The sequence below is a fragment of the Micromonospora qiuiae genome (assembly GCF_016863555.1).
GTDB classification, from domain to species: domain Bacteria; phylum Actinomycetota; class Actinomycetes; order Mycobacteriales; family Micromonosporaceae; genus Micromonospora; species Micromonospora qiuiae.
Map to the genome: position 1 here is coordinate 11,934 of NZ_BOPC01000053.1, position 20,541 is coordinate 32,474.

Consider the following 20,541-nt stretch of genomic DNA (forward strand, 5'->3'; position numbering starts at 1 on the left):
CGGAGTGGTCAGCGTGCCGGGCAGCGTGTCCCCTCGGCCGGCACGGTGAGGTCGATCAGGTAGGCGTTGACGGCCTCGGTGATGCAGGCGGTCTGCGGGTACGCGGTGTGGCCCTCGCCCTCCCAGGTGAGCACCCGGCCGACGCCGAGCATGTCGGCCAGGGCCGGGGTCTGCTCGTACGGGGTGGCCGGGTCGCCGGTGGTGCCGACGACCAGGATGGGTGGGGCGCCGTCGGCGCGGCCGGTGGGGTAGGGGTCGCTGCCGCCGGGCCACTCGGTGCAGGAGATCAGGCCGACCGCCAGCGCGGGGCCGAAGAGTGGGTACTTCCCGCGCCACTGCGACTGCAACTGGCGGATCCGCTCCAGGCTCGGGCGTTCCGCCTCGTCGGCGCAGTTGATCGCGAGGTTGGCGTCGAAGAGGTTGCTGTAGTGGCCGTCCTCGTCGCGGTCGGCGTAGGCGTCGGCGAGGCGGAACACGTCGTCGGGGTTGCCTTCCTCCAGGCGGTTGATGGCGCGGGCGAGTTGCTGCCAGCCGGTTTCGGTGTACAGCGAGGAGATGATCGCGTAGAAGACCCAGCCGGCGGTGGCTTCCCGGCCGTCGGCGGAGCGGACCGGGGAGACCTTGGCCTTGTCGATGGCCGAGATGACCGCCGCGCGGGCGTCCGGCGCGATCGGGCAGCGGTCGGCGTTGGCCGCGCACCAGCGGGTGAAGTTGTCGAAGGCCCGCTCGAAGCCCCTGGCCTGGCTTTCCGAGCCCTCGATCAGGCCCTGCCGGGGGTTGACCGCGCCGTCGAGCACCAGCGCCCGCACCCGCTGCGGGAACAGTTGAGCGTACGTGGCGCCGAGCAGGGTGCCGTAGGAGTAGCCGAGGTACGTCATCTTCTCGTCGCCGACCGCCGCGCGGATGGCGTCCATGTCCCGGGCGGCCTGCTCGGTGCCGTACAGCGGCAACTGGTCGGCGTACCTGTCGCCGCAGCCCTGGCCGATCCGCTTGTTGAGCGCGACGAAATCGTCGAACGACTCCTGGCTTTCCGGATCAGGATCGTAGCCGAAGGCGGCGTCGAGGTCGGCGTCTGGAATGCACTCCACCGGGCTGGACCGGGCCACCCCGCGCGGGTCGAAGCCGACGATGTCGAACCGTTGCAGGATGGTGTCGGGCAGGCCGCCGAACTGCTCACCGAAGGTGAGGTAGACGGCGGTGTCCACCCCCGACCCACCCGGCCCGCCTGGGTTGACCAGCAGCGAGCCGATCCGGTCGCGCTGTTTGTCGGAGCGGATCCGGATCAGGGCGATCTCGAAGGTCTCGCCGGCACTGGGACCGGCCGTGGCACCGCCGCCGCCGGCCCAGTCGCGGGGGACCTGGATGCGGGTGCACTCGTAGCGCATCCCCGGCGCACCGCGCCCGACCAGCTCCTTGGGCACCTCCGGGCAGGGCTGCCACGTGGGCGTCGTCCCCGGGGGCGCGGCCTCGCCCTCGACGTCGGCGCGCGGCGCGAACGCCGGCAGCGTGCAACCGGCGGTGACCACCGCGGCGGCGGTCAGGCCGGCCAGGGTGAGCCGGAAGCGGCGGATCCGGTCGGAAGTACGGGTCACGAGCGAGCCTCCGTGATCGGGTCGACCGTCAGGCTACGCGGAGCCGGGCGCGGACCTGACCGGGACCGCCGGGTCGCCGCGCAGGACCTGGTCCACGTCGAACCGGACCGGCCGGTCGAGCTGGTCGTACCGGCAGGAGCGCGGGTCGCGGTCGGGCCGCCAGCGGACGAACCGCGCGGTGTGCCGGAAGCGGTCGCCCTCCATCGCGTCGTACGCCACCTCCACCACCAGCTCCGGGCGGACCGGCTCCCACTCCAGGTTCTTCGTGCCGGTCCACCGGCTGACCCCGCCGGGGATGCGCTGGCCGCGCTCGTGGTCGCCGTGCACCCACGGGTGCTCCGCTCCGGCGTCCCGGTAGGGGGCCAGCTCCTCCAGCAGCTCCGCCCGCCGGGCCATGGTGAACGAGGCGCTCACTCCGACGTGGTGCAGCACCCCGGCGTCGTCGTAGAGCCCGAGCAGCAGCGAACCGACCACCGGGCCGGACTTGTGCCAGCGGAACCCGGCCACCACCGCGTCGGCGGTGCGGGCGTGCTTGACCTTGAACATGAGCCGCTTGCCCGGTTCGTAGGGCAGGTCGGCGGGCTTGGCGATGAGCCCGTCCAGCCCGGCGCCCTCGAACACGTCGAACCAGCGGCGGGCGGTGTCGGCGTCGGTGGTGATCTGGGTGACGTGCACCGGGGGCCGCACCCCGGCCAGGGCCTGCTCCAGCCGGGCGCGGCGGGTCGGGTAGGGCGCGTCGAGCAGGCTCTCGTCGTCGAGGGCGAGCAGGTCGAAGGCGACGAAGTCGGCCGGGGTGGTCTCGGCGAGCAGCTTCACCCGGGACGCCGCCGGGTGGATGCGCTGGGCCAGCAGCTCGAAGTCGAGCCGGGGCTGACCGTCCGGCCCGTCGCGGCGGATCACGATCAGCTCGCCGTCGACCGCGCAGCGCGTCGGCAGCTGCTGCCGCGCCTGCTCGACCACCTCCGGGAAATAGCGGGTCATCATCTTGCCGCCCCGGCTGGCCAGCTCCACCTCGTCGCCGTCGCGGAAGACGATGCAGCGGAAACCGTCCCACTTGGGCTCGTAGGTCATCCCCGCCCCGGTGGGGATCGACGCGACGCTGCGGGCCAGCATCGGCTCCACGGGCGGATTGATCGGCAGCTCCACGGCGACAGTCAACCAGACGGCACCGACAACGGTGAGGCAGATCACCCGGCGTCCCGGTGGGCGGCGTGTCCGGGGAAGATCCCTCGCGTACGCCTTGGGTGGATCGTAAAACCCCAGGTCAGAGCTATTTTCGCGGGATGGGGGAGTGGGTGTGCGGGTGTTGCGGACGGTGGCGGGTCAGCGTCGAGCTGATCCGGGGCCGGTACGTCTACCGGCTGGTCCACCGCTATCCCCGCCGTTTCGGCGGCGGCAAGAACGTGCTCGGCGAGGTGGGTTCGGTGGCCGAGTTGGCGGAGCTGCTGCGCCGGCGTACCCCACTCAGCCTGGCCGACCTGCGCGAGGCCGCCTGACATCGCGGCGGCCCGCACGCGCGGCGGCCTGAGACCACGGCGGTCCGAAAAGCGCGGCCTGCGGCCGCAGCCGCCCGGGACGCGGGCGGGGTCAGAAGTGGGCGAAGGAGCGGATGGGGGCGCGGGGGCCGAACTTCGGCGCCTGGATGCCGGCGGCCTCCAACAGCCGGCAGACCCGGCCCCGGTGCCCCCGGAACGGCTCCAGCAGCTCCAGCATCCGGGCGTCGTCGGCGCGCGGCTCCCCGGCCAGGGCCCAGGCGACGGTGTTCGGTACGTGGTAGTCGCCGACGCTGACCGCGTCCGGGTCGCCGTACGCGACGCGGACCACCTCGGCGGCGGTCCACGGGCCGATGCCGGCGATCGCGGTCAGTCGGCGGGTCGCCTCGGCGGAGTCGGTGCAGCGTTCCAGTCGGTCGGCCACCGCGGCGGCGCGGCGCAGCGTGTCGGCGCGGCGCTGCTCCACGCCGAACGGGTGGAACACCCAGTAACCGGCGGCGGCCACCGCTGCCGGCTCCGGTGGTAGCAGCAGCCGCACCGGTCCCGGTGCCGGCTGCCCGAAGTGGCGGACCATCGCCGCGTACCCCCGATAGGCCTCCTTGCCGGTGACCTTCTGCTCCAGGACCGCCCGCAGCACCCGGTTGAAGACCAGCCCGGTCGCGGGCATCCGAAGCCCCCTCTGCCGGTTGGCCAGCTCGGCCACCACCGGGTGGCCGGCGGCCAGTTCGGCGAAGCCGGCCAGGTCGTCGCGGAGCCCGGCGACCGCGTCCGCCCGGTCCACGACCCAGCCGCCGCCCGGACCGTACCCCTCGGCGAGCAGTTCGCCGCCGGCCGGGCTCAGGGCGAGGGTGGCCGGGCCGTCCGGGGTGCGGGTGGCCCACCAGAGCGTGCCGGCCACGACCCGGGCGCAGGGATCGTACGGGCTGAAGGTGAGCGGGCGCACCGAGGCGACCAGCCGATAGTGCTCCGGCGGGCGCAGCCTCCGGCTGGCCACCGGCTCGGTCACGTTCACCGCCTCACTCTGTCATGCGCTCCTGCCCACCCCACACCTCGACGGACCGGGGAGACGGCCGTTACCGCCCTCGCCGAACACGAACGGCCGGCCGCAGCCCTTCTGCGGGCTACGGCCGGCCAGTTGCCTTGGTTGATCATGAGGTTTTCGGCCTCATGATCAACGGGGCGTGGGTCAGTACGAGTAGTCGGAGTCGGAGCTGTTGGACTTGGACTTCGACGGGGGTGCGACGGCCTTGGGGGTGCCCTTGGGGAGGCAACTGCGGTTCTTGCTGCCGTCGGGGTTGACCACGAACCAGGTGCCGCCGACGCCCTGGCCCTTCCACTGGCCCGGCTTCTTGTCGCCAATGTAGGTGTAGAGCGGCCAGCCGTCGAGGGTGATCTGGCGGGTGCCGTCCTCGCGGGTGATGGTGCCCACGGCGTCGTCGGAGATGAGGCCCTTGATCTTCGGGTTGCCGTCGGTCAGCGCCGGCGGCCAGACCTCGGCGCACTCGTCGGCGCAGTTCGACAACGGTGGGTCGTTGGTGTCGCGGTCGAAGCGGTAGAGGATGTAGCCGTCCTGGTTGATGACCGCGCTGCCCATCCGGTCGAACTTCTTGCCGGTCAGGCTCGCGGTCAGTTCGACGCCGTCGGGCAGGGGAGCGTCGACTTCGGCCTCCGCGCCGGGGGACGCCGAGGCACCCGGCTCCGCGCTGGCCTCGGGGTCCACACTCACGGTGGGCTCGGCCGCGGCGACGGCGACCGGCTCGGCCGAGCCGGCGTTCGCTCCGTCGTAGCCCGCGGGAGCGCAGGCCGTGAGCGCGACCATGGCGCTCGCGACGACGACGGTCCGCTTGATCTTTGCCACGTGCCCTCCTCATGCTTGATAGTCACCGGGAAGTACGTGGCGAGGGTCTGTCAAGGTTGAATCGATAACGGTGGCTAATTTCACATAGGACCCATTGAACCGAACCCCGTCCCGCTTCGTGTAGGCCAACATCGATCAGGTACGCGGAAGGCCCGCCTCCATGACGGAGGCGGGCCTTCTGGCCACCTGCATCAGGGTGCGGGCACCGTCAGCAGCGGGCTCGCCTTTCCCTTGTCGTCGACCTGCACCACCTGGAAGTGCTTCACATCGTCCAGCTTGGACGATGTGGCGGCGGCCAGGCTGAGCTGCGAGGGGTTGCTGTTGGTGCCGTACCCGCCCTGCGGCACCGACCAGCTGGAGATGACCTCGGTGCCGGCGTCCTTTCGCACCACCACGAGGCGGCACTCCCGTGGGCCGGGCAGCCGCCCCAGGCTGAAGGCGACCACGGTGCCGAAGTCCCGCGAGTCGAGGAAGAACGTCCCCTCCACCCCGGTCGTCGGATCGGTGACGTCGACCTGCTCGCCCTCCTGCTTGTTGCCGCCGACCCCGGGACCGGTCGGGTTGCCCGAACGGGTGGCCGGCGGGTCCACGGGCGCGTTGGTGCCCTGCCCGGACCCCAGGTTCGGTGTGCTGCTCTCGGCGCTCAGGGTGGCGAATCCGACGCCGGTCAGCCCGCCGAAGACGACCACCGCCGCCGCGGTCGCGAGAACCTGCCGGAACCGGGCCCGCCGCCGGTGTGTGCGCATCGCCACCAGCGTGCGGTCGAGCAGGACCTGATTCGACTGAGTCTGCTCCAACGCCGTCATCGACTCCGCGTCGATGTCGGAGAGCAGCCCGACCACCGGCACCATCGTCTCCAGCTCGGCGGCACACGCCCAGCAGGAGGCGAGGTGCTCCTCGAACCGCTCCATGTCCTGTTCGTCCAGCACGCCGAGCGCGTACGCGGCGACGTCCATGTGGTCTACCCGGCTCATTCCGTCACCCCCCTTTCCTGCAGAGCTGTGCGCAGCGCGCGCAGCGCGTAGTAGACCCGTGACTTCGCGGTGCCCAGCGGCAGGCCGAGTTCCTCAGCCGCCTCCGGCACCGTCCTCCCCCGAAAGTACGTCGCCACCAGGATTTCCCGATGCGACTGGCTCAACGTCCGCAGCGCGTCCGCCACCGTCATCGAGCGAAGCACCCGGTCGGTGCTGTCCGACTCGGCGAACGCGGTCAGATCCCGGTCGTACGTCTCGGCCGGCCGGGCCTGCTCGCTGCGGTGCTCGTCGATGGCGATGCGCCGAGCCACCGTCACCAGCCACGGTCGCAGCGACCCCTGCCCATGCGTGCCCAGCCGGTGGGCGTTGCGCCAGGCCCGGAGCAGCGTCTCCTGGACGATGTCCTCGGCCCGCTGCCGGTCGCCGCCGGTCAGCCGCATCACGAACATCAGCAGCGGCCCGGCGTGTTCGGCGTAGAGCGTTCGGATCAACTGGTCGGAGTGGGCGGCCTCAGTGGTCGTAGCCTGGTGGCGGCCAGGGGCGGGTCGCGGCGTCACCGGGCTATTCTGGCGAGACGCGGCGCGGGAGTCGATCCCACGGGTGGACGTGGTCGGCCGCGACTGGGACCGGGCGGACATCCAGTCCACCCGCACCCGGTCGCCGTGCCAACCGGCCGCCAGTGCATGCATGCAGACCTCCGGATGTCGCTGGACAGAAGCCGTCCCCCCACGGGCATGGCTGCCGGGTGATACGCATGGATCCGCCGAACGGATCAACGGCGGACGGAGAAAATCCCCGGCGGTGGCGGCGTGGAGTCGGTCGCGGCCTCGTCGCGCACCACAGTGGCGCCTCCGGCGAAGCGGTCGAGCTCCGCGTCGGCGAGCACCCGGCCCGGGAACCAGTCGCCGGCGGCCCGGCGGGTCAGCTCCGCCACGGGTGGCTCCTGACGGCCGGCGACCAGCACCAGATTGCCGTAGCGGCGCCCGCGCAGCACTGCGGCGTCGGCGATCAGGCAGGCCCGGGGCAGCACCGCCCGAACGGTGGCGACCTGACCGCGGGCGTAGCGCAGCGGTGGACCGTCCGCCAGATTGGCCAGATACCAGCCGCCCGGGCGCAGCACCCGGGCCGCCTCGGCGGCGTACTCCACCGAGGTCAGCCGGGCCGGGGTCCGAGCGCCGGCGAACACGTCGGCGACCAGCACGTCGTAGCTGTTTTCCCGGGTGGTGGCGAGCACGGCCCGCGCGTCGCCCACCCGTACCCGCAGTCGCGGGTCGGCCGGCCAGGGCAGCGCCCGCCGGACCAGCTCGACCAGTGCACCGTCCACCTCGACCACCCGCTGCGTCGAGCCGGGGCGGGTGGCGGCGACGTACCGGGGCAGGGTCAGTGCCCCGCCGCCCAGGTGCAGCACCCGCAGCGGTGCACCGGCGGGCGCGATCAGGTCGAGTGCCGCGGCCAGCCGGCGGACGTACTCGAACTCCAGGTGGGTCGGGTCGGTCAGGTCCACGTGCGACTGCGGCGCACCGTCCACCGACAGCGTCCACGAGCCGGGCCGGTCCGGGTCGGGCGTCAGCTCGGCGAGCCCGCCCTCGACCCGCTCGGCGATCCGGTCGGTGTCGCGTCGGCGGCCCATCAGCGGCCGGTCCGGGCGGCGGCGGTGTGGGCGGCGGCGTTCAATGCGCGGTGCAGCAGCCGGGCGTCGCCCAGCCGAGAGCGCAGCAGGCGTTCCAGCCCGGCGATCGGGACCAGGTTCTGCGGAGCCCGCGGATCCTTGTACGGGGTGGAGGCGAATCGCGGCAGGGTGACCAGCGACAGGTCCGCCAGCCGGACCGCCTCGGCGATCTCCAGCTCGGCCGAGCACTCCATCCGGACGATGCCCGCCCAGGGCGCGCCCGCGGCGACCGGCAACCGCAAATACCACGACCAGCCGCCCCAGGCGGTGCCGAGGCGGAACACCGGTGAGCGGTGGCCCGGTGCGAGACCGGTGACCACTGCGGTGAGACGGGCGTCGAGATACTGACTGTGCTGGGTCTTGATGTAGCCGAGCGTGCGCGGCAACTGCCGCCGGTTGCGCAGCGGACCGTCCACCACCAGCAGATCGCCGTCCGTCCGGGCGGCACCGGAGACCTCCACCTCCAGAGCGGTCAACGGCCCCTGCACCGCGGCCGGCAGCTTGGCCAACTCGCCGCTGCCGCTGACCCGGTGCACCGGATAGCGGACGTTGCCGGCGACCACGTCGGTCGCCGACGGGCTGGCGGTGAACAGCCCCCGGCCGACCTTGGCACCGGCCAACTGCGCGGCGCCGCGCTCCAGGTCGCAGCGCACCACCCCGGCGGCGTACGACGCGGCCAGGCCGGGAAACGAGGTGCCGTCATCCTCGGCCGTCCAGACGCTGGCGTCGATCCGGCGTACCCCGTCGACCAGCAGCACCACGTCCGGGGCCCGTACGCCGGGTCGGGGGCCGATCGCCCGCCAGTCCACCGTGGGCAGCTCGTGGTCCGCCTCCACCTGAGCGCTGCTCGGCGTGGCCGGGCCACCGGCCGACGCCTCGAACGACGCACCGTAGGCCGGATCCCAGGCATCGACGAAGAACCGGTTCACCGGCCCGGTCCTCTTCTCGCGGCTGCGGGGCTCCGCTGCGCTGCACTCCTCGCGCTCACCGGCCGGTCCGTTCGACGCGCGCCGACCGTGCGTCCTTGCGCACCTCGAAGCGTACCGGGATGCGCTCGGCCAACGCCGGCACGTGGGTGACCACGCCGACCATCCGGTCGCCCCGGGCGGCCAGGTTTTCCAGGGTGGCGGCGACCGTGTCCAGGGTGGCCGCGTCGAGGGTGCCGAAGCCCTCGTCCAGCACGATCGACTCCAGACTGGCGGCGGTGGTGGACATCCCGGCCAGCTGCTCGGAGAGCGCCAACGCCAGGGCCAGCGACGCCTGGAACGTCTCTCCGCCGGAGAGGGTCCGCACCCCCCGGCGCAGGCCGGCGTCGTGATGGTCGACGACGAAGAACTCGCCCTTGTCGTGGACCAGGTCGTACTGGCCGCCGGAGAGTTCCCGCAGGATCCCCGACGCCCCGTCGACCAGCAGGTCCAGTGCCTCGGCCAGCAGCCAGCGTTCGAAGTTGTTGGCCCGCAGGTGCCCGGCCAGGGCCCGCGCCACCTGGGCCTGGCGTTCGTGCTCGGCCCGCTGCTGGCGCAGCTCGGCGGCCTGCTCACGGCGCTCGACCAGCCGGCGCCGTTCGTGCTCGGCCCGCTCGTGCGCGACCGTCGCGGCGCGGACCGGATCGTCGGGGGCCGGCAGCCCGGCCTCGGCGAAGAGACCGGTTATCCGGGCCGCCACGGCGGTCGCCACCGCCTCGGCCTCGGCGACCGTCGACGCCAGCCCGGCCCGCTCCGACCGGCGGCGCTCCGCCTCCGAACGCGCCCAGCCGGCCAGCGCGGTCCACGCGGCGGCGAGGTCGTCCCGGTCGGCGGCCGGCGGGCCGAACCGGGCCAGCCCGTCTCGGGTGCCGTCGAAGTGTCGCCATGCCGCGCGCAGCCGCTCCTGCGCGGCGTCCACCGTGCCCCGGGCCCGCCGGGCGGCCTCCCGGCCGGCGCGCACCGCCCCGGCCGCCTCGTCCAGCGCCTGCCGCAGCCGGGCCTGCTCGGTCAGTCGTTCCCGCAGCGTCTCGACGCTGGCCGCACCGGCCAGCCGGTCATCCAGCTCGGACAGTCGAGCCTGGAGGCCGTCGTACTCGGCGCGGGCGCGCAGCAGCACCCGGTCCAGTTCCCGAGCTGCGGCGTCGCGCTCGGCCAGCACCCGCTTGGCGGTCTCGCTGGCTGCCCTGGCGCTCTTGCCGGCGGCCACCGCACGGGCCACCGCCGAACCGGCCGGCACCACCGGCACCCGGGCCACCGGCTGCTCACACACCGGGCAGGGGTCTCCGTCGCTCAGGTGCGCCCGCAGTGCCGCCGCCTGGTCGGCGGTCTTGGCCTCCTCGTGGGCCTGGAAAGCGGCTGTCAACTCCGCCTCGGCCTGCTCGGCGGCCGTCCGCGCCTGAGTCAGCGCGCGTACCGCCGCCTCGTGCTCGGCGCCGGCCGCCGTCACCGCGGCCCGCACCTGCTCCGCCTGGCCGGCCAGCTGCTCCCGGTCGGCGTACGCCCGCAGCAGCAACCGCAGCGTGCTCTCGTCGTCGGCGGCGGCCAGCTCCCCGCGTAGCTTCTCCTCGCGTTCCTCGGCCAGTCCGACCGCGCTCGCCGCCGCGTCGGCCTCCGCCCGGGCGTCGGCCACCGCGGCGGCCACCTCCGCCACGCCGTCCGGCGTCCGGACCGCACCCAGCACCGCCAGGTCGGCGTCGAGCGCGGCCAGCGCCGCCGTCACCTCCCGCGCCGACGCCCGTGCCGCGTCCAGCTCCGGTACGGCGACGGTCACCGCCTCGGTCAGCGCCCGCATCCGGTCCAGGTGGGCGGTGGCCCGCTCCAGCGTGGCGTCGTCGATGTCGGTCAGGCCGGCGAGCAACTGGTCGACCGCCTCCAGCTTCGCCTCGGCCTGCCCGGCCCGGGTGGTGGCCCGCTTCTGCACCTCCTCGTAGACCCCGAGACCGAGCAGGTTGACCAGGATCTGCTGGCGGGTGGCGGGCCGGGCGTGCAGGAAATCGGCGAACTGCCCCTGCGGCAGCACCACACAGCTGGTGAACTGCTCGTACGGCAGACCGACCGCCGCCAGCACCGCGGCGTCCATCTCGGCGGGGGTGCCGGCGACCACCTCGCCCAGATCCTCCGGGCTGAGCCCGGTGTCCAGCTTGGTGACGTCGAAGCCGTCGGGCATCAGCTGCAACCCGGCGCCCGCGGTCTTGACGTTGCCCCGGCTGTCCCGGCGAACCACCCGGGTGGCGACGTAGCGGGCACCAGCGGACTCGAAGACCAGCCGGACCCGCGCCTCGGTCGCCGACGGCGCCAGGGCGTTGCCCAGCCCGCGCGTGCCACCCCAGCGGGGGACCGTGCCGTAGAGGGCGAAGCAGATCGCGTCGAGCACCGTGGACTTGCCGGACCCGGTCGGCCCGACCAGAGCGAAGAAATCCGCGTCGGTGAAATCGATGGTGGTCTCGTCGCGGAAGACGGTGAAGCCGGCCAGGTCCAGGCGCATCGGCCGCATCAGTGCTCGACCTCCTCGATCAGCTCGTCGAAGAGGTCCCGGACGCCGTCGTCGGCGTGCCCACGGCTGTCCAGGTAGTCGGCGAACAGTTGCCGGGGCGAACGGCCGGAGCGCTGGGCGACCCGGGTGCCGCTGCCCGGCGTCGGCACCAGCTCCGGATCGATGCGGATCTCCAGCGCGCGCGGCATCAGCTCCTGCACCTCCTCGCGCAGCCCGGCCCGGGGCTGCTCGCGGACGTAGACGCGCAGCCAGCCCTCGGGCGGGGTGATCTCGGCGAGCTGGGCCAGCGTGCCGCGCACCGTGCGCAGCGCGGTGGCCGCGGTAACCGGCTCCTCCCGGACCTGCGCCGCCGTGGTCGCGCTGACCTCGACCAGGGTCACCGACGGGACGTTCTCCTGCTCGCCGAAGTCCACCGCGAGGGGCGCCCCGCTGTAGCGGATCGGGCAGGGCCCGTCGACCCGCTGGGCGCGGTGCAGGTGACCCAGCGCCACGTAGTGGGCGGTGCCGGGAAAAACCGAGGCGGGCACCGCGTAACCCATGACGGTGTGCGCGTCCCGCTCGCCGCCGCCGGTGGCCGCGCCGACCACGGTCAGGTGCGTGGTCACCAGATGCACCCGGTCGGGCTCGTCGAAACCCTCGGTCAGCCGGGCCAGGATGCGGCCCAGGTGGTCGGCGTAGGTCTGGGTGGTCTCGGCGGCGGTCAGCTCGTACATCTCCACCGCGCGGATCGCGTACCGCTGGGACAGGAACGGCAGCGCGGCCAGCCGCCAGCGCTCCCCGTCGGCGGTGCTGCCGTCGATGACATGCTCGGCCGGATCCTCGCGCACCCCGCCGCGCAGCGTGATGCCGGCGGCCTCGGCCCACGGCCGCAGCGCGTCCAGTGCCGGGCCGTTGTCGTGGTTGCCGCCGATGGCCACCACGTCCGCGCCGGTGCGGCGCAGCGCGGTCAGCGCCCGGGTCACCAGCCGGGTCGCCTCGGCGGTCGGCGCGGCGGTGTCGTAGAGGTCACCGGCGACAATGACCAGGTCGGGCTGCTCTCGCCGGGCGATCTCGATGACGCCGGCCAACACCTGCTTGTGCTCCTCGGCCCGGGACTGCCCCTTGAGGACCTTGCCCACGTGCCAGTCCGAGGTGTGCAGGATCTTCAAGAAACCCCCCTCTAGAACGGGATGTCGTCGTCGGTGCCGCCGCCGGAGCCGACCACCGCGAACGGGTCGGCGGCCTGGGTGATCGAACGCAGGGTCTGCGACGGCGCGGTGCCGGCCTCGGAGACCCGGGTCGCCCAGGCCGGGAACGGGAATTCCAGGCAGAGCGGGACGGGAATGTCGGGCTGGTTGACGAACATCGTGCCCGGCTTGGCCAGCAGCGCCCGCTGCCGCTGGGCCGGCGGCAGGAAGCCGTACTCGGGGCGGGACGCCTCGGCCGGGTCGAGCCGGCCCACCACCCGGACCGCCGAGTTGGTGACGATGCGCCGCTCCACCTCGCTGGCGGTCTGCTGCGCGCCGATCAGGATCACGCCGAGCGAGCGGCCCCGCTCGGCGATGTCGAGCAACACCTCCTTGATCGGCGAGGAGCCCTCCCGGGGGGCGTACTTGTTCAGCTCGTCGAGCACCACGAAGAGCAACGGCTTGGCGGTGCCGGCCTTCTCCTTGCGCTCGAACTCGCTCTTGAGCGTCACGCCGACCACGAAGCGTTGCGCGCGGTCGGGCAGATTGTGCAGGTCGACCACGGTGACCTGGGCGCTCTCCGCAGTGTTGATGGAGTGCGGGCGGCGGGTGGCCAGGTCGCCGCGGATCAGCCGGGACAGGTCCTTCTTGCTGCCGATCAGTCGGCGGGCGAAGGCGTTGACGGTGCCCAGGCCGACTGCGCTGCCGGCCCAGTCACCGCGCGTCTCGTCGTCGCTGAGCTGCTCGACGATGTGGTCCACCAGGTCGGCGTAGCTGCCCAGCCGCACCCCGTCGATGCTCACCCCGCCGTCGGCCGGCTGGGCGTAGCGGGCCAGGTGGGCGGCGACCGAGTGGACCACCATCGTGTACTGCTGGCGCTCGTCGTCGGCGTCGGCGAAGACGTACGGCAGCAGGCGGTTGGCGCAGAACTCGGACAGCGTCCAGTAGAAGCTGTCCACGCCGGTGAGCCGGCTGCTCACGTCGGGGGTGCCGGAGGAATCGCCGGCCCGGGGCGGGGCGTACACCCGGACGTCTGGAAAAGCGTCGGCGGGCAGGCCCAGCCGGGCGTACGCGGCCCGGGTGGCGTCGTCCAGCCGGGTGTTCGGATGGTCGAGGAAGAGGAGATCCTCGCCCTTGACGTTGAAGATCAGCGCCTTGGCGTTGACCGCGTCACCGCCGAGTTGTCCGGAGCGGAACACCGAGTAGAGCAGAAAAGTGGCGAAGCTGGTCTTGGTGGCCACCCCGGAGATGCCGGAGATCGACACGTGCGCGCCCCGGGTGCCGTCGAGGAAGTCGGCGTTGAGGTAGACCGGCACCCCGTCGCGGCCGGTGCCCATCGGGACCCGCCGCTCCATCCGGTCGAAGTGCAGCGCCCGGGCGCGGGCGTCGCCCTCAGCCCGGTGCACCACCGCGCCGGGCTGCGGCGGCACGTAGAACTCCGGATCCACCCGGGTGGTGGTGATCTCGGCGGCTTCCTGCACCTGGGCAGGCAGCGTGCCGTCGGCGATGGCGAACACGTCGGAGTCGAACTGGGCGCCCTCGTGCCGCGCCCGGACCTGGGTGACCACCCCGGCGATGGTCACCGGCTCCCGGTCGGGCAGCTCACGGCGGGTCACCACGACGTCGTCGAGCTGGAGGTAGCTGTCGGGGGCGACCGCCGTCCAGAACTGCAGCGGCGTGGCGTCGGCGGTGCCGAGCACTCGACCGACCCCTCCGCCCGGGCCGTCGAACCCGTCGTCAGTCATCGGGCAGTTCCTCCTCGGCTGGTTATCGCGGGCGGCACGCCCTGCATCCTGCCGGAGGAGTACGACAGGCCGCCACGCGACGCGGCGGAGACCACGTCGCGGTGCCGCGGCGATTGCGTACCGCGACGACACCTCCACGGCGGGTGGCGGCTCAGCGGCGGCTCGGCAGGCGCAGGTCCGGATCGAGCCGCCCGGCCAACTCCCGCACAGCCGCCTCGTACGCCGGGTCGGTGTGGTACGGCCAGTGCCGCTCGATCGGCGGCGGGACGGTGTCGCCCGGCGGGACGGTGACCGCGCGCGGGTCGCGCAGCCGTCGGTCGACCGCGCCGGCCGATCCGCGTATCCGGGGTGGCTGGCCGGGCCAGTGCGCGGAGAAGATCGGGCCGCCGATCGGGTCGGTGTCCCGCCACAGGTTCACCCACCGCCAGCCGATCCGGTCACCGACCTCCTCGAGCACCCAGTCACCGAAATAGGCCGGGCAGAGCTGCGCGTAGAGCCGGTGCAGCGGGCTGCCGTGGGTCAGCAGCGCCACCCGGGGCAGCACCTCCGCCGGCAACTGGAGCAGGGCGGCGGTGGCCAGCACGGAGCCGTGGGAATGGCCGGAGAGGATCACGCCGCCCCGACTGGTCAGGGTCATGATCCGCTTGGCCAGCTCCGGGACCGCCCGCTCCGCGTAGCAGGGTGGTGCGAACGGATGCACGGTACGCGGCCAGAAAGTGCCCAGGTCCCAGATCACCGCGATCGTGCGCCGGGTTTCCTCTGACCGGTAGGAGAACAGGGCGATCACCAGGATTCCGAGCGCGACCAGCCCGATGACGTAGATCCCGACGTCGGTCAGCAGCGCGAGGTCGGTGGTCACGATGCCGTCGACGTGGGCCGACTGGTCGCTCAGCCACGTCGGCCCGATGCCGAGCAGATCCAGCGTGACCGCTGCGATGCCGAGCAACGACACCACCAGGAACGTGACGAAGACCGGTCCCATCTGCTCGGCGAGTGCGGACCTGGCGACGGCCTCCCGGGCGTCGGTCCGCCGGGACAGCGCCTCCGGCGGCGGGTCGGGAAAGTCGCGCCGGACGATCTCGTCGGCCAACCGGCGGCGGCGACGCCGGGTCACCGCGATCCGCCAGAGTAATGCCCCGGCGACCACCAGGACCGTCACCAGCCCGGCCAGGGCCGCCCAGCGGTAGGTCACGGGCGGTTCCAGTGGCGGCGCACCGATCGGGCTCGGCCGGGCCCGGTTCGGGATCTCGCCCCGGTCCAGGAAGTCGGCGACCCGGTAGACCAGAGCGGCGGAGAAGCCGTACCCGGTGGCGACCGCCGCGGCGGCGAGCACCGGGGTGGCCAGTCCGCTCAGCCACGACGAGTCGCCGTGGTGTCGCCGCTGTCGCATGGTGGTGACGACGAGGGCGACCAGCAGGCCGCCCTGGACCGCGACCAGCGCGGTGAGCGAGCCTCCGTACCCCGGGAATCCCTCACGCGGCGGTTCCGGTTCGAGCGGCACCACGGTGTAGGCCAGGGTCAGCACGGTGAGCCCGACGGCGCCCCGCCGCAGGGCCGCAATGCCACGCATGTCGACGGGCCCCCGGCCGGGGCCCTCGGACGGGATCCGGGCGGGTACGCAGAGCAGGACGACGCCGGCCACCAGCAGGAGCCAGGCCAGGACGTAAAGGACGTACGCGACTGCCGTGGGACGGATGTGGATCTGCGCGCCGAGCAGCATCGCGGCGAGCGTGCCGAGGCCGATCGCGAGATGGATGGCGCGCAGCCGCCGCACCACGAGCGCGTCGTTCCAGAAGCCGGGCAGGTCGATCCGGTCCTCCCCGCCGCTGGTGCGGTCCTGCCCACGCGCCGCCGAGAACGCCTCGAACATCCGGGCGGAGCGCTCCCCGAGCCACCAGAGCAGCCGCAGCGCGGCGATCGGCACCAGCGCGAGCAGCGCCAGTCGCGGCCCGATGGGGAACACGGCCAGCCAGCTCAGGTAGCCGCGCCCCCGCAGGCAGGGGCGGTAGGAGACGCACTGCCAGCCGACGAGGTCGATGGTCAACCCCGCGACGGACAGGACGAACGCGGCGGTCAGGGTGGCGGCCAGCAGCCGGCACAGCGCGCCGACCGGGCCACCGGTTCCGCCGGTCGTCGGCCTGGCCCAGGCGGCGAGGTTGACCAGCATGAACGGCAACAGGAACAGCAGGGACAGGGTCCGGGCGGCCGCGCCAGCGGTCAGCGCCCCCCAGCGGTACGCCTCCACCGTGAACCCGTCCGGCCGGTCGCTGACCCCGAACCCGGGTCGGGGCCGGTAGAAGCCGGCGTTGTGGTCACCGGCGACCCGGATCACGACCGGGTGGTCGAGCAACTCCTCGGCGGAGGTGCCGGAGACGCCGTGCACCCGTAACTCGACCACCTCGTGTGCCAACGCCCCGCCTTCCGGCAGTTGCCGATCCCGGTCCACGGTATGACCGGACCTGCACGCACGGGGTCGTTCCGGCCGATCGTCACTCCCGGGCGTACCGCAGCAGCAGGGTGCCGTCGCCGGCGAGCAGGACGTGCCGCAGCGGCAGCCCGCGCACCGGGCTCGGCTCGCCGGCGGTGATCCGGCCGGCGCCGGGCCCGGCGAGCAGTGGGGCGACCGAGAGGCAGACCTCGTCCACCAGGTCGTCGGCGGTGAGTGCGCCGAACAGGCGCGGTCCGCCCTCGCAGAGCACCTGGTCGTGCCCGCGCCGGCGCAGTTCGGCCAGGCCGGCGGCGAGGTCGACGCGGTCGGTGCCGCAACGCACCACATCGGCCACGGCGGTCAGCCCGGGCGGGGCCGGCGGGCCGTGGTGGGTGAGCACCACGGGGCGTACCGGTGCGTCGGCGAAAGCGGCCTGGGCGGGATCGAGGTGCAGGCTGCCGGAGACCACCACGAGCGTCGGGTACTCGGTCAATCCGTGCGCGCGTCGCCAGGCCCGGCGTCGCTGGTCCAGGCGGACCGCCCGGTAGCCCTCCTGACGTAGCGTGCCGGCGGCCACCAGCAGCGCGTCGCAGAGCATCCGCAGCACTCCGAACACCCGCTTGTCCGGTCCGCCGGACAGGCCGGCGGAGAGACCACCCAGGCTGACCGCGCCATCGATGCTGGTCACGAAATTCATCCGCAGTCGCGGGGTGTCGGCGCGGCGGTAGCGCGCGATGAGGGTCTCGTCGTCGATCGGCGCGGGTGACGGGTCGGGCCAGAGCGCGGAAATCGAGGTTTCCGCGCTCATTCGCTCGCCGGACCGGTGACGACGGGGGTGGGTCGGGGGGTACGGTGCTGGCAGTCGCACCAGTTCCGGCCCGGGCAGTCGTCGTGCCGCCGCGTCCGGCACGCTCGGCAGATCATGCTCGCAGCCTATGCCGAGGAAGGATGGGACTCCCATGCCGCGTCAGATCTTCCAGCTGAGGATGTCCCTGGCTGGAGTCCGGCCCACGATCTGGCGCCGGGTGCTCGTGCCCGGCGGGTACACCCTGGATCGCCTGCACCGGGTGGTGCAGCACGCCATGGGCTGGCGCGACTGCCACCTGCACGCGTTCGAGATCGACGGCCTGCAGTACGGCGAGCCCGACCCCGAGGGCGAGCTGGCCGTGCACGACGAGTTGGACGTCCGGCTGGACGCGGTGCTCGGCAAGGGGAGCCGGTTCCACTACACGTACGACTTCGGCGACTGGTGGGAGCACGACCTGCTGGTGGAGGACGTCTTCGCGGCCGAGGCGGACGAGCGCTATCCGACCTGTCTGGACGGCGAGCGGGCCGGGCCGCCGGAGGACGTCGGCGGGCCGCAGGGCTATCTGCTGCTGCTCGCCGCGCTGGCCGACCCGCTGCACCCCGAGCACCCGGTGATGCGGGACTGGGTCGCTGCCGGTTTCGATCCGGCGGCTTTCGACGCCGGCCGGGTCGCCACGCTGCTGCGTCGTCTCTGCTGAGCACCCTGCGCGGCGGAGCTATCCGCACGGGTCCACCGAGTCGATCCATCGACTAAACCCCTTTGTCGGTAACGATCTGGGAACGCTCCCAACGGCCTATTGACACCCCTGATGCCTGCCGGCAATCTCATGGGAGCGTTCCCAAGAGGCGTGGATCACAGTCCGCGCCGGGCGCCGAGGCCGGCCGACCGGGCCGGTGCCGGCAGGCGCTGCGGCACCCCCCACCACACACACAAATCAGCCTCACCATCGAAAGAGGAGTCAGGATGAGCCTCACCACGCGGCGTGCCCGCATGGCGGCGACCGCCCTCGCGGCGGTTCTCGTCGCCGGCGGTCTCGCGGCCTGCGGCAACGACGACGACAAGCCGGCCGAGGGCGAGAAGCCCGCGAAGCTGGTCGTCGACACCTTCGGCGAGATGGGCTACGACGAGCTCGTCAAGGAGTACGAGAAGCAGACCGGCATCAAGGTCGAGCTGCGCAAGACCGCCCAGCTCGGTGAGTACCGGCCCAAGCTGGTCCGCTACCTGGCCACCGGCAAGGGCGCGGCCGACGTGACCGCCCTGGAGGAGGGCATCCTCAACGAGTTCAAGGCCAACCCGCGCAACTGGGCCGACCTCACCCCGCTGGTCTCCGACCACTCCACGGAGTACCTGCCCTGGAAGTGGGAGCTGGGCAAGGCGCCGGACGGTCGACTGATCGGCCTGCCCACCGACGTCGGCAGCCTCGCCGTCTGCTACCGCAAGGACCTGTTCTCCGCGGCCGGCCTGCCCACCGAGCGGGACCAGGTGTCGGCGCTCTGGCCGGACTGGAACGGCTTCCACCAGACCGGCCAGAAGTACAAGCAGGCCACCGGCAAGGCCTTCATCGACTCGATCACCGCCGTCTCCAACGGCGTGCTGTTCCAGCAGGGCAGCGACCTGTTCTACGACAAGGAGAACAACATCATCGCGGACAGCAGCCCCGCGGTGAAGGCCGCCTGGGAGACCGCGACCTCGATGGTGGACATCTCCGCCAAGGCGTCCACCTGGTCGCCGGAGTGGTCCGGCGGCTTCAAGCAGGGCACCTTCGCGGCCACCTTCTGCCCCTCCTGGATGCTCGGCATCGTCGCGGACAACTCCGGCGAGGCCAACAAGGGCAAGTGGGACGTGGCGGCCGTGCCGGGTGGCTCCGGCAACTGGGGTGGCTCCTGGCTGGCCGTGCCGGAGCAGAGCAAGTACCCGAAGGAGGCGGCGAAGCTCGCCGAGTTCCTGACCAACGCCAACAGCCAGGTGGAGGCCTTCAAGCTCAAGGGCCCGCTGCCCACCAACCTGGAGGCGCTGAAGAACGAGGCCTTCCTCAACTACACCAACGAGTACTTCAGCAACGCGCCGACCGGCAAGATCTTCGGTGAGAGCGTCGCCAACATCAAGCCGGTCCACCTGGGCCCGAAGCACCAGGCGGTGAAGGAGAACGCGTTCGAGCCGGCCATGCGGGCGTTCGAGAACGGGCAGGCCAGCAAGGACAAGGCCTGGGAGCAGTTCACGAAGGACGCACAGACTCAGGGTGCCTTCTGAGTGATTCCTGATACCGGTGGCGTCCGGGGAGTCTCCCGGACGCCACCGGTCGGTCCCCCTCCGCGTACCACCCTGCGCGAGGACGCCCCCCGGGCCTCTCGCCGGGAAAGGAAACGTCATGAGCCTGTCGGCCACGACGGCGCCGCCGTCGCCCGCACCACCGCCTCCCGACGTAGCGGCCCGTCGCCGCCGGGGGAGCCTGCTCAATCGCCTGGATCTCAAGTACTCGCCGTACCTCTACATCGCGCCGTTCTTCCTGATCTTCGGGATCTTCGGGCTGTACCCGATGCTGCGCACCGCCTGGATGTCGCTGCACGACTGGGACATGGTCGGCGACCACACCTTCATCGGGCTCGACAACTACATCGAGCTGTTCTCCGACGACTACTTCTGGAATGCGCTGGTCAACACGTTCGGCATGTTCGCGTTGTCGACCATCCCGCAGCTCCTGCTGGCGCTCTTCCTGGCGACCCTGCTCAACCGCACCTTCCTGCGCGCCAAGACCTTCTTCCGGATGGCCATCTTCGTTCCGAACGTGGTCTCGGTGGCTGCGGTCGCGATCGTCTTCGGCATGCTGTTCCAGCGCGAGTTCGGCCTGATCAACTGGCTGCTCAGCCTCGTCGGGGTGGACCAGATCGACTGGCGCGCGCATTCGTGGAGTTCCTGGACGGCGATCGCCACCATGGTCAACTGGCGGTGGACCGGTTACAACACGTTGATCCTGCTCGCCGGTATGCAGGCCATCCCCAAGGACCTGTACGAGGCTGCCGAGATCGACGGGGCCGGTCAGTGGCGGCAGTTCTGGCAGATCACCCTGCCCATGCTCCGGCCCACCTTCCTCTTCGTGGTCATCCTTTCCACGATCGGCGGCATGCAGCTCTTCACCGAGCCGCTGCTCTTCGCCAACGGCAGCATCATCGGCGGTAACCAGCGGGAGTACCAGACGCTGGCGATGTACATGTACGAAAAGGGCATCTACAACCTGAGCACCGCAGGCTACGGAGCCGCGGTCGCCTGGGCGATCTTCATGATCATCGTGCTGGTGTCGCTGATCAACTTCATACTCGTCCGCCGCTCGGCCAAGTGAGGAGAGATCAAG

The 20,541-nt window shown here is 72.3% G+C and carries 17 protein-coding genes; 4 read left to right on the top strand and 13 right to left on the bottom strand.

The annotated features are described in order from the left end of the window. Nucleotides 1-8: 8 nt before the first annotated feature. On the bottom strand, nucleotides 9-1,571 hold the full coding sequence (locus Vqi01_RS19260) for an alpha/beta hydrolase (protein ID WP_239098504.1): 1,563 nt from the start codon (nucleotides 1,569-1,571) through the stop codon (nucleotides 9-11). Between the two features lie 54 nt (nucleotides 1,572-1,625). Beyond that, entirely contained in the window at nucleotides 1,626-2,738 is a 1,113-nt protein-coding gene (locus tag Vqi01_RS19265; RefSeq protein WP_204036212.1) for an ATP-dependent DNA ligase, read from the bottom strand. 137 nt (nucleotides 2,739-2,875) lie between these two features. Here Vqi01_RS19265 and Vqi01_RS19270 point away from each other — a divergent pair, with 137 nt between their 5' ends. Further along, nucleotides 2,876-3,088, top strand: a complete 213-nt coding sequence (locus tag Vqi01_RS19270) for a hypothetical protein (protein WP_204036213.1) — start codon at nucleotides 2,876-2,878, stop codon at nucleotides 3,086-3,088. Between the two features lie 91 nt (nucleotides 3,089-3,179). Here Vqi01_RS19270 and Vqi01_RS19275 read toward each other — a convergent pair whose 3' ends face one another. From Vqi01_RS19275 to Vqi01_RS19325, 11 genes are all read right to left on the bottom strand, one after another. Beyond that, the gene (locus Vqi01_RS19275; RefSeq protein ID WP_204036214.1) at nucleotides 3,180-4,097 is read right to left on the bottom strand and encodes a DNA-3-methyladenine glycosylase family protein; all 918 of its coding nucleotides are present in this window, start codon (nucleotides 4,095-4,097) and stop codon (nucleotides 3,180-3,182) included. A gap of 174 nt (nucleotides 4,098-4,271) precedes the next feature. After that, entirely contained in the window at nucleotides 4,272-4,943 is a 672-nt protein-coding gene (locus tag Vqi01_RS19280) for a COG4315 family predicted lipoprotein (protein ID WP_204036215.1), read from the bottom strand. A 191-nt stretch (nucleotides 4,944-5,134) separates the two neighbouring features. Then, nucleotides 5,135-5,917, bottom strand: a complete 783-nt coding sequence (locus tag Vqi01_RS19285) for an anti-sigma factor family protein (protein WP_204036216.1) — start codon at nucleotides 5,915-5,917, stop codon at nucleotides 5,135-5,137. Then, a complete protein-coding gene (locus Vqi01_RS19290) occupies nucleotides 5,914-6,606 on the bottom strand; it encodes a sigma-70 family RNA polymerase sigma factor (protein ID WP_204036217.1) in 693 nt (230 codons plus the stop codon). Before Vqi01_RS19290 ends, Vqi01_RS19285 begins: the two co-directional genes overlap by 4 nt. Nucleotides 6,607-6,689: 83 nt before the next feature. Then, nucleotides 6,690-7,547, bottom strand: coding sequence for a spermidine synthase (locus Vqi01_RS19295; RefSeq protein WP_204036218.1), 858 nt, complete (start codon nucleotides 7,545-7,547; stop codon nucleotides 6,690-6,692). Next, the gene (locus Vqi01_RS19300) at nucleotides 7,547-8,515 is read right to left on the bottom strand and encodes a hypothetical protein (RefSeq protein WP_204036219.1); all 969 of its coding nucleotides are present in this window, start codon (nucleotides 8,513-8,515) and stop codon (nucleotides 7,547-7,549) included. The genes Vqi01_RS19295 and Vqi01_RS19300 overlap by 1 nt, the downstream gene beginning before the upstream one ends. A gap of 55 nt (nucleotides 8,516-8,570) precedes the next feature. Continuing rightward, nucleotides 8,571-11,045: an AAA family ATPase gene (locus Vqi01_RS19305; protein WP_204036220.1), complete on the bottom strand. Its 2,475-nt coding sequence runs from the start codon at nucleotides 11,043-11,045 to the stop codon at nucleotides 8,571-8,573. Further along, entirely contained in the window at nucleotides 11,045-12,193 is a 1,149-nt protein-coding gene (locus Vqi01_RS19310; RefSeq protein WP_204036221.1) for an exonuclease SbcCD subunit D, read from the bottom strand. The genes Vqi01_RS19305 and Vqi01_RS19310 overlap by 1 nt, the downstream gene beginning before the upstream one ends. An 11-nt stretch (nucleotides 12,194-12,204) precedes the next feature. Further along, nucleotides 12,205-13,956: an ATP-binding protein gene (locus tag Vqi01_RS19315; protein ID WP_204036222.1), complete on the bottom strand. Its 1,752-nt coding sequence runs from the start codon at nucleotides 13,954-13,956 to the stop codon at nucleotides 12,205-12,207. A 151-nt stretch (nucleotides 13,957-14,107) separates the two neighbouring features. Continuing rightward, entirely contained in the window at nucleotides 14,108-16,402 is a 2,295-nt protein-coding gene (locus Vqi01_RS19320; RefSeq protein WP_204036223.1) for a hypothetical protein, read from the bottom strand. Nucleotides 16,403-16,445: 43 nt separating this feature from the next. Continuing rightward, nucleotides 16,446-17,192 carry a pyrimidine reductase family protein gene (locus Vqi01_RS19325; RefSeq protein WP_204036224.1) on the bottom strand — a complete coding sequence of 249 codons (747 nt, stop codon included), beginning with the start codon at nucleotides 17,190-17,192 and terminating at the stop codon, nucleotides 16,446-16,448. A 151-nt stretch (nucleotides 17,193-17,343) separates the two neighbouring features. Between Vqi01_RS19325 and Vqi01_RS19330 the strand changes: the two genes are divergently transcribed. The 3 genes from Vqi01_RS19330 to Vqi01_RS19340 all read left to right on the top strand — a co-directional run bounded on the left by Vqi01_RS19330 (nucleotide 17,344) and on the right by Vqi01_RS19340 (nucleotide 20,529). Continuing rightward, nucleotides 17,344-17,889 carry a plasmid pRiA4b ORF-3 family protein gene (locus tag Vqi01_RS19330; RefSeq protein WP_204036225.1) on the top strand — a complete coding sequence of 182 codons (546 nt, stop codon included), beginning with the start codon at nucleotides 17,344-17,346 and terminating at the stop codon, nucleotides 17,887-17,889. A gap of 266 nt (nucleotides 17,890-18,155) precedes the next feature. After that, nucleotides 18,156-19,442 carry an ABC transporter substrate-binding protein gene (locus Vqi01_RS19335; RefSeq protein WP_204036226.1) on the top strand — a complete coding sequence of 429 codons (1,287 nt, stop codon included), beginning with the start codon at nucleotides 18,156-18,158 and terminating at the stop codon, nucleotides 19,440-19,442. Nucleotides 19,443-19,560: 118 nt separating this feature from the next. After that, nucleotides 19,561-20,529, top strand: coding sequence for a carbohydrate ABC transporter permease (locus tag Vqi01_RS19340; protein ID WP_204036227.1), 969 nt, complete (start codon nucleotides 19,561-19,563; stop codon nucleotides 20,527-20,529). The last annotated feature ends 12 nt before the right edge of the window (nucleotides 20,530-20,541 follow it).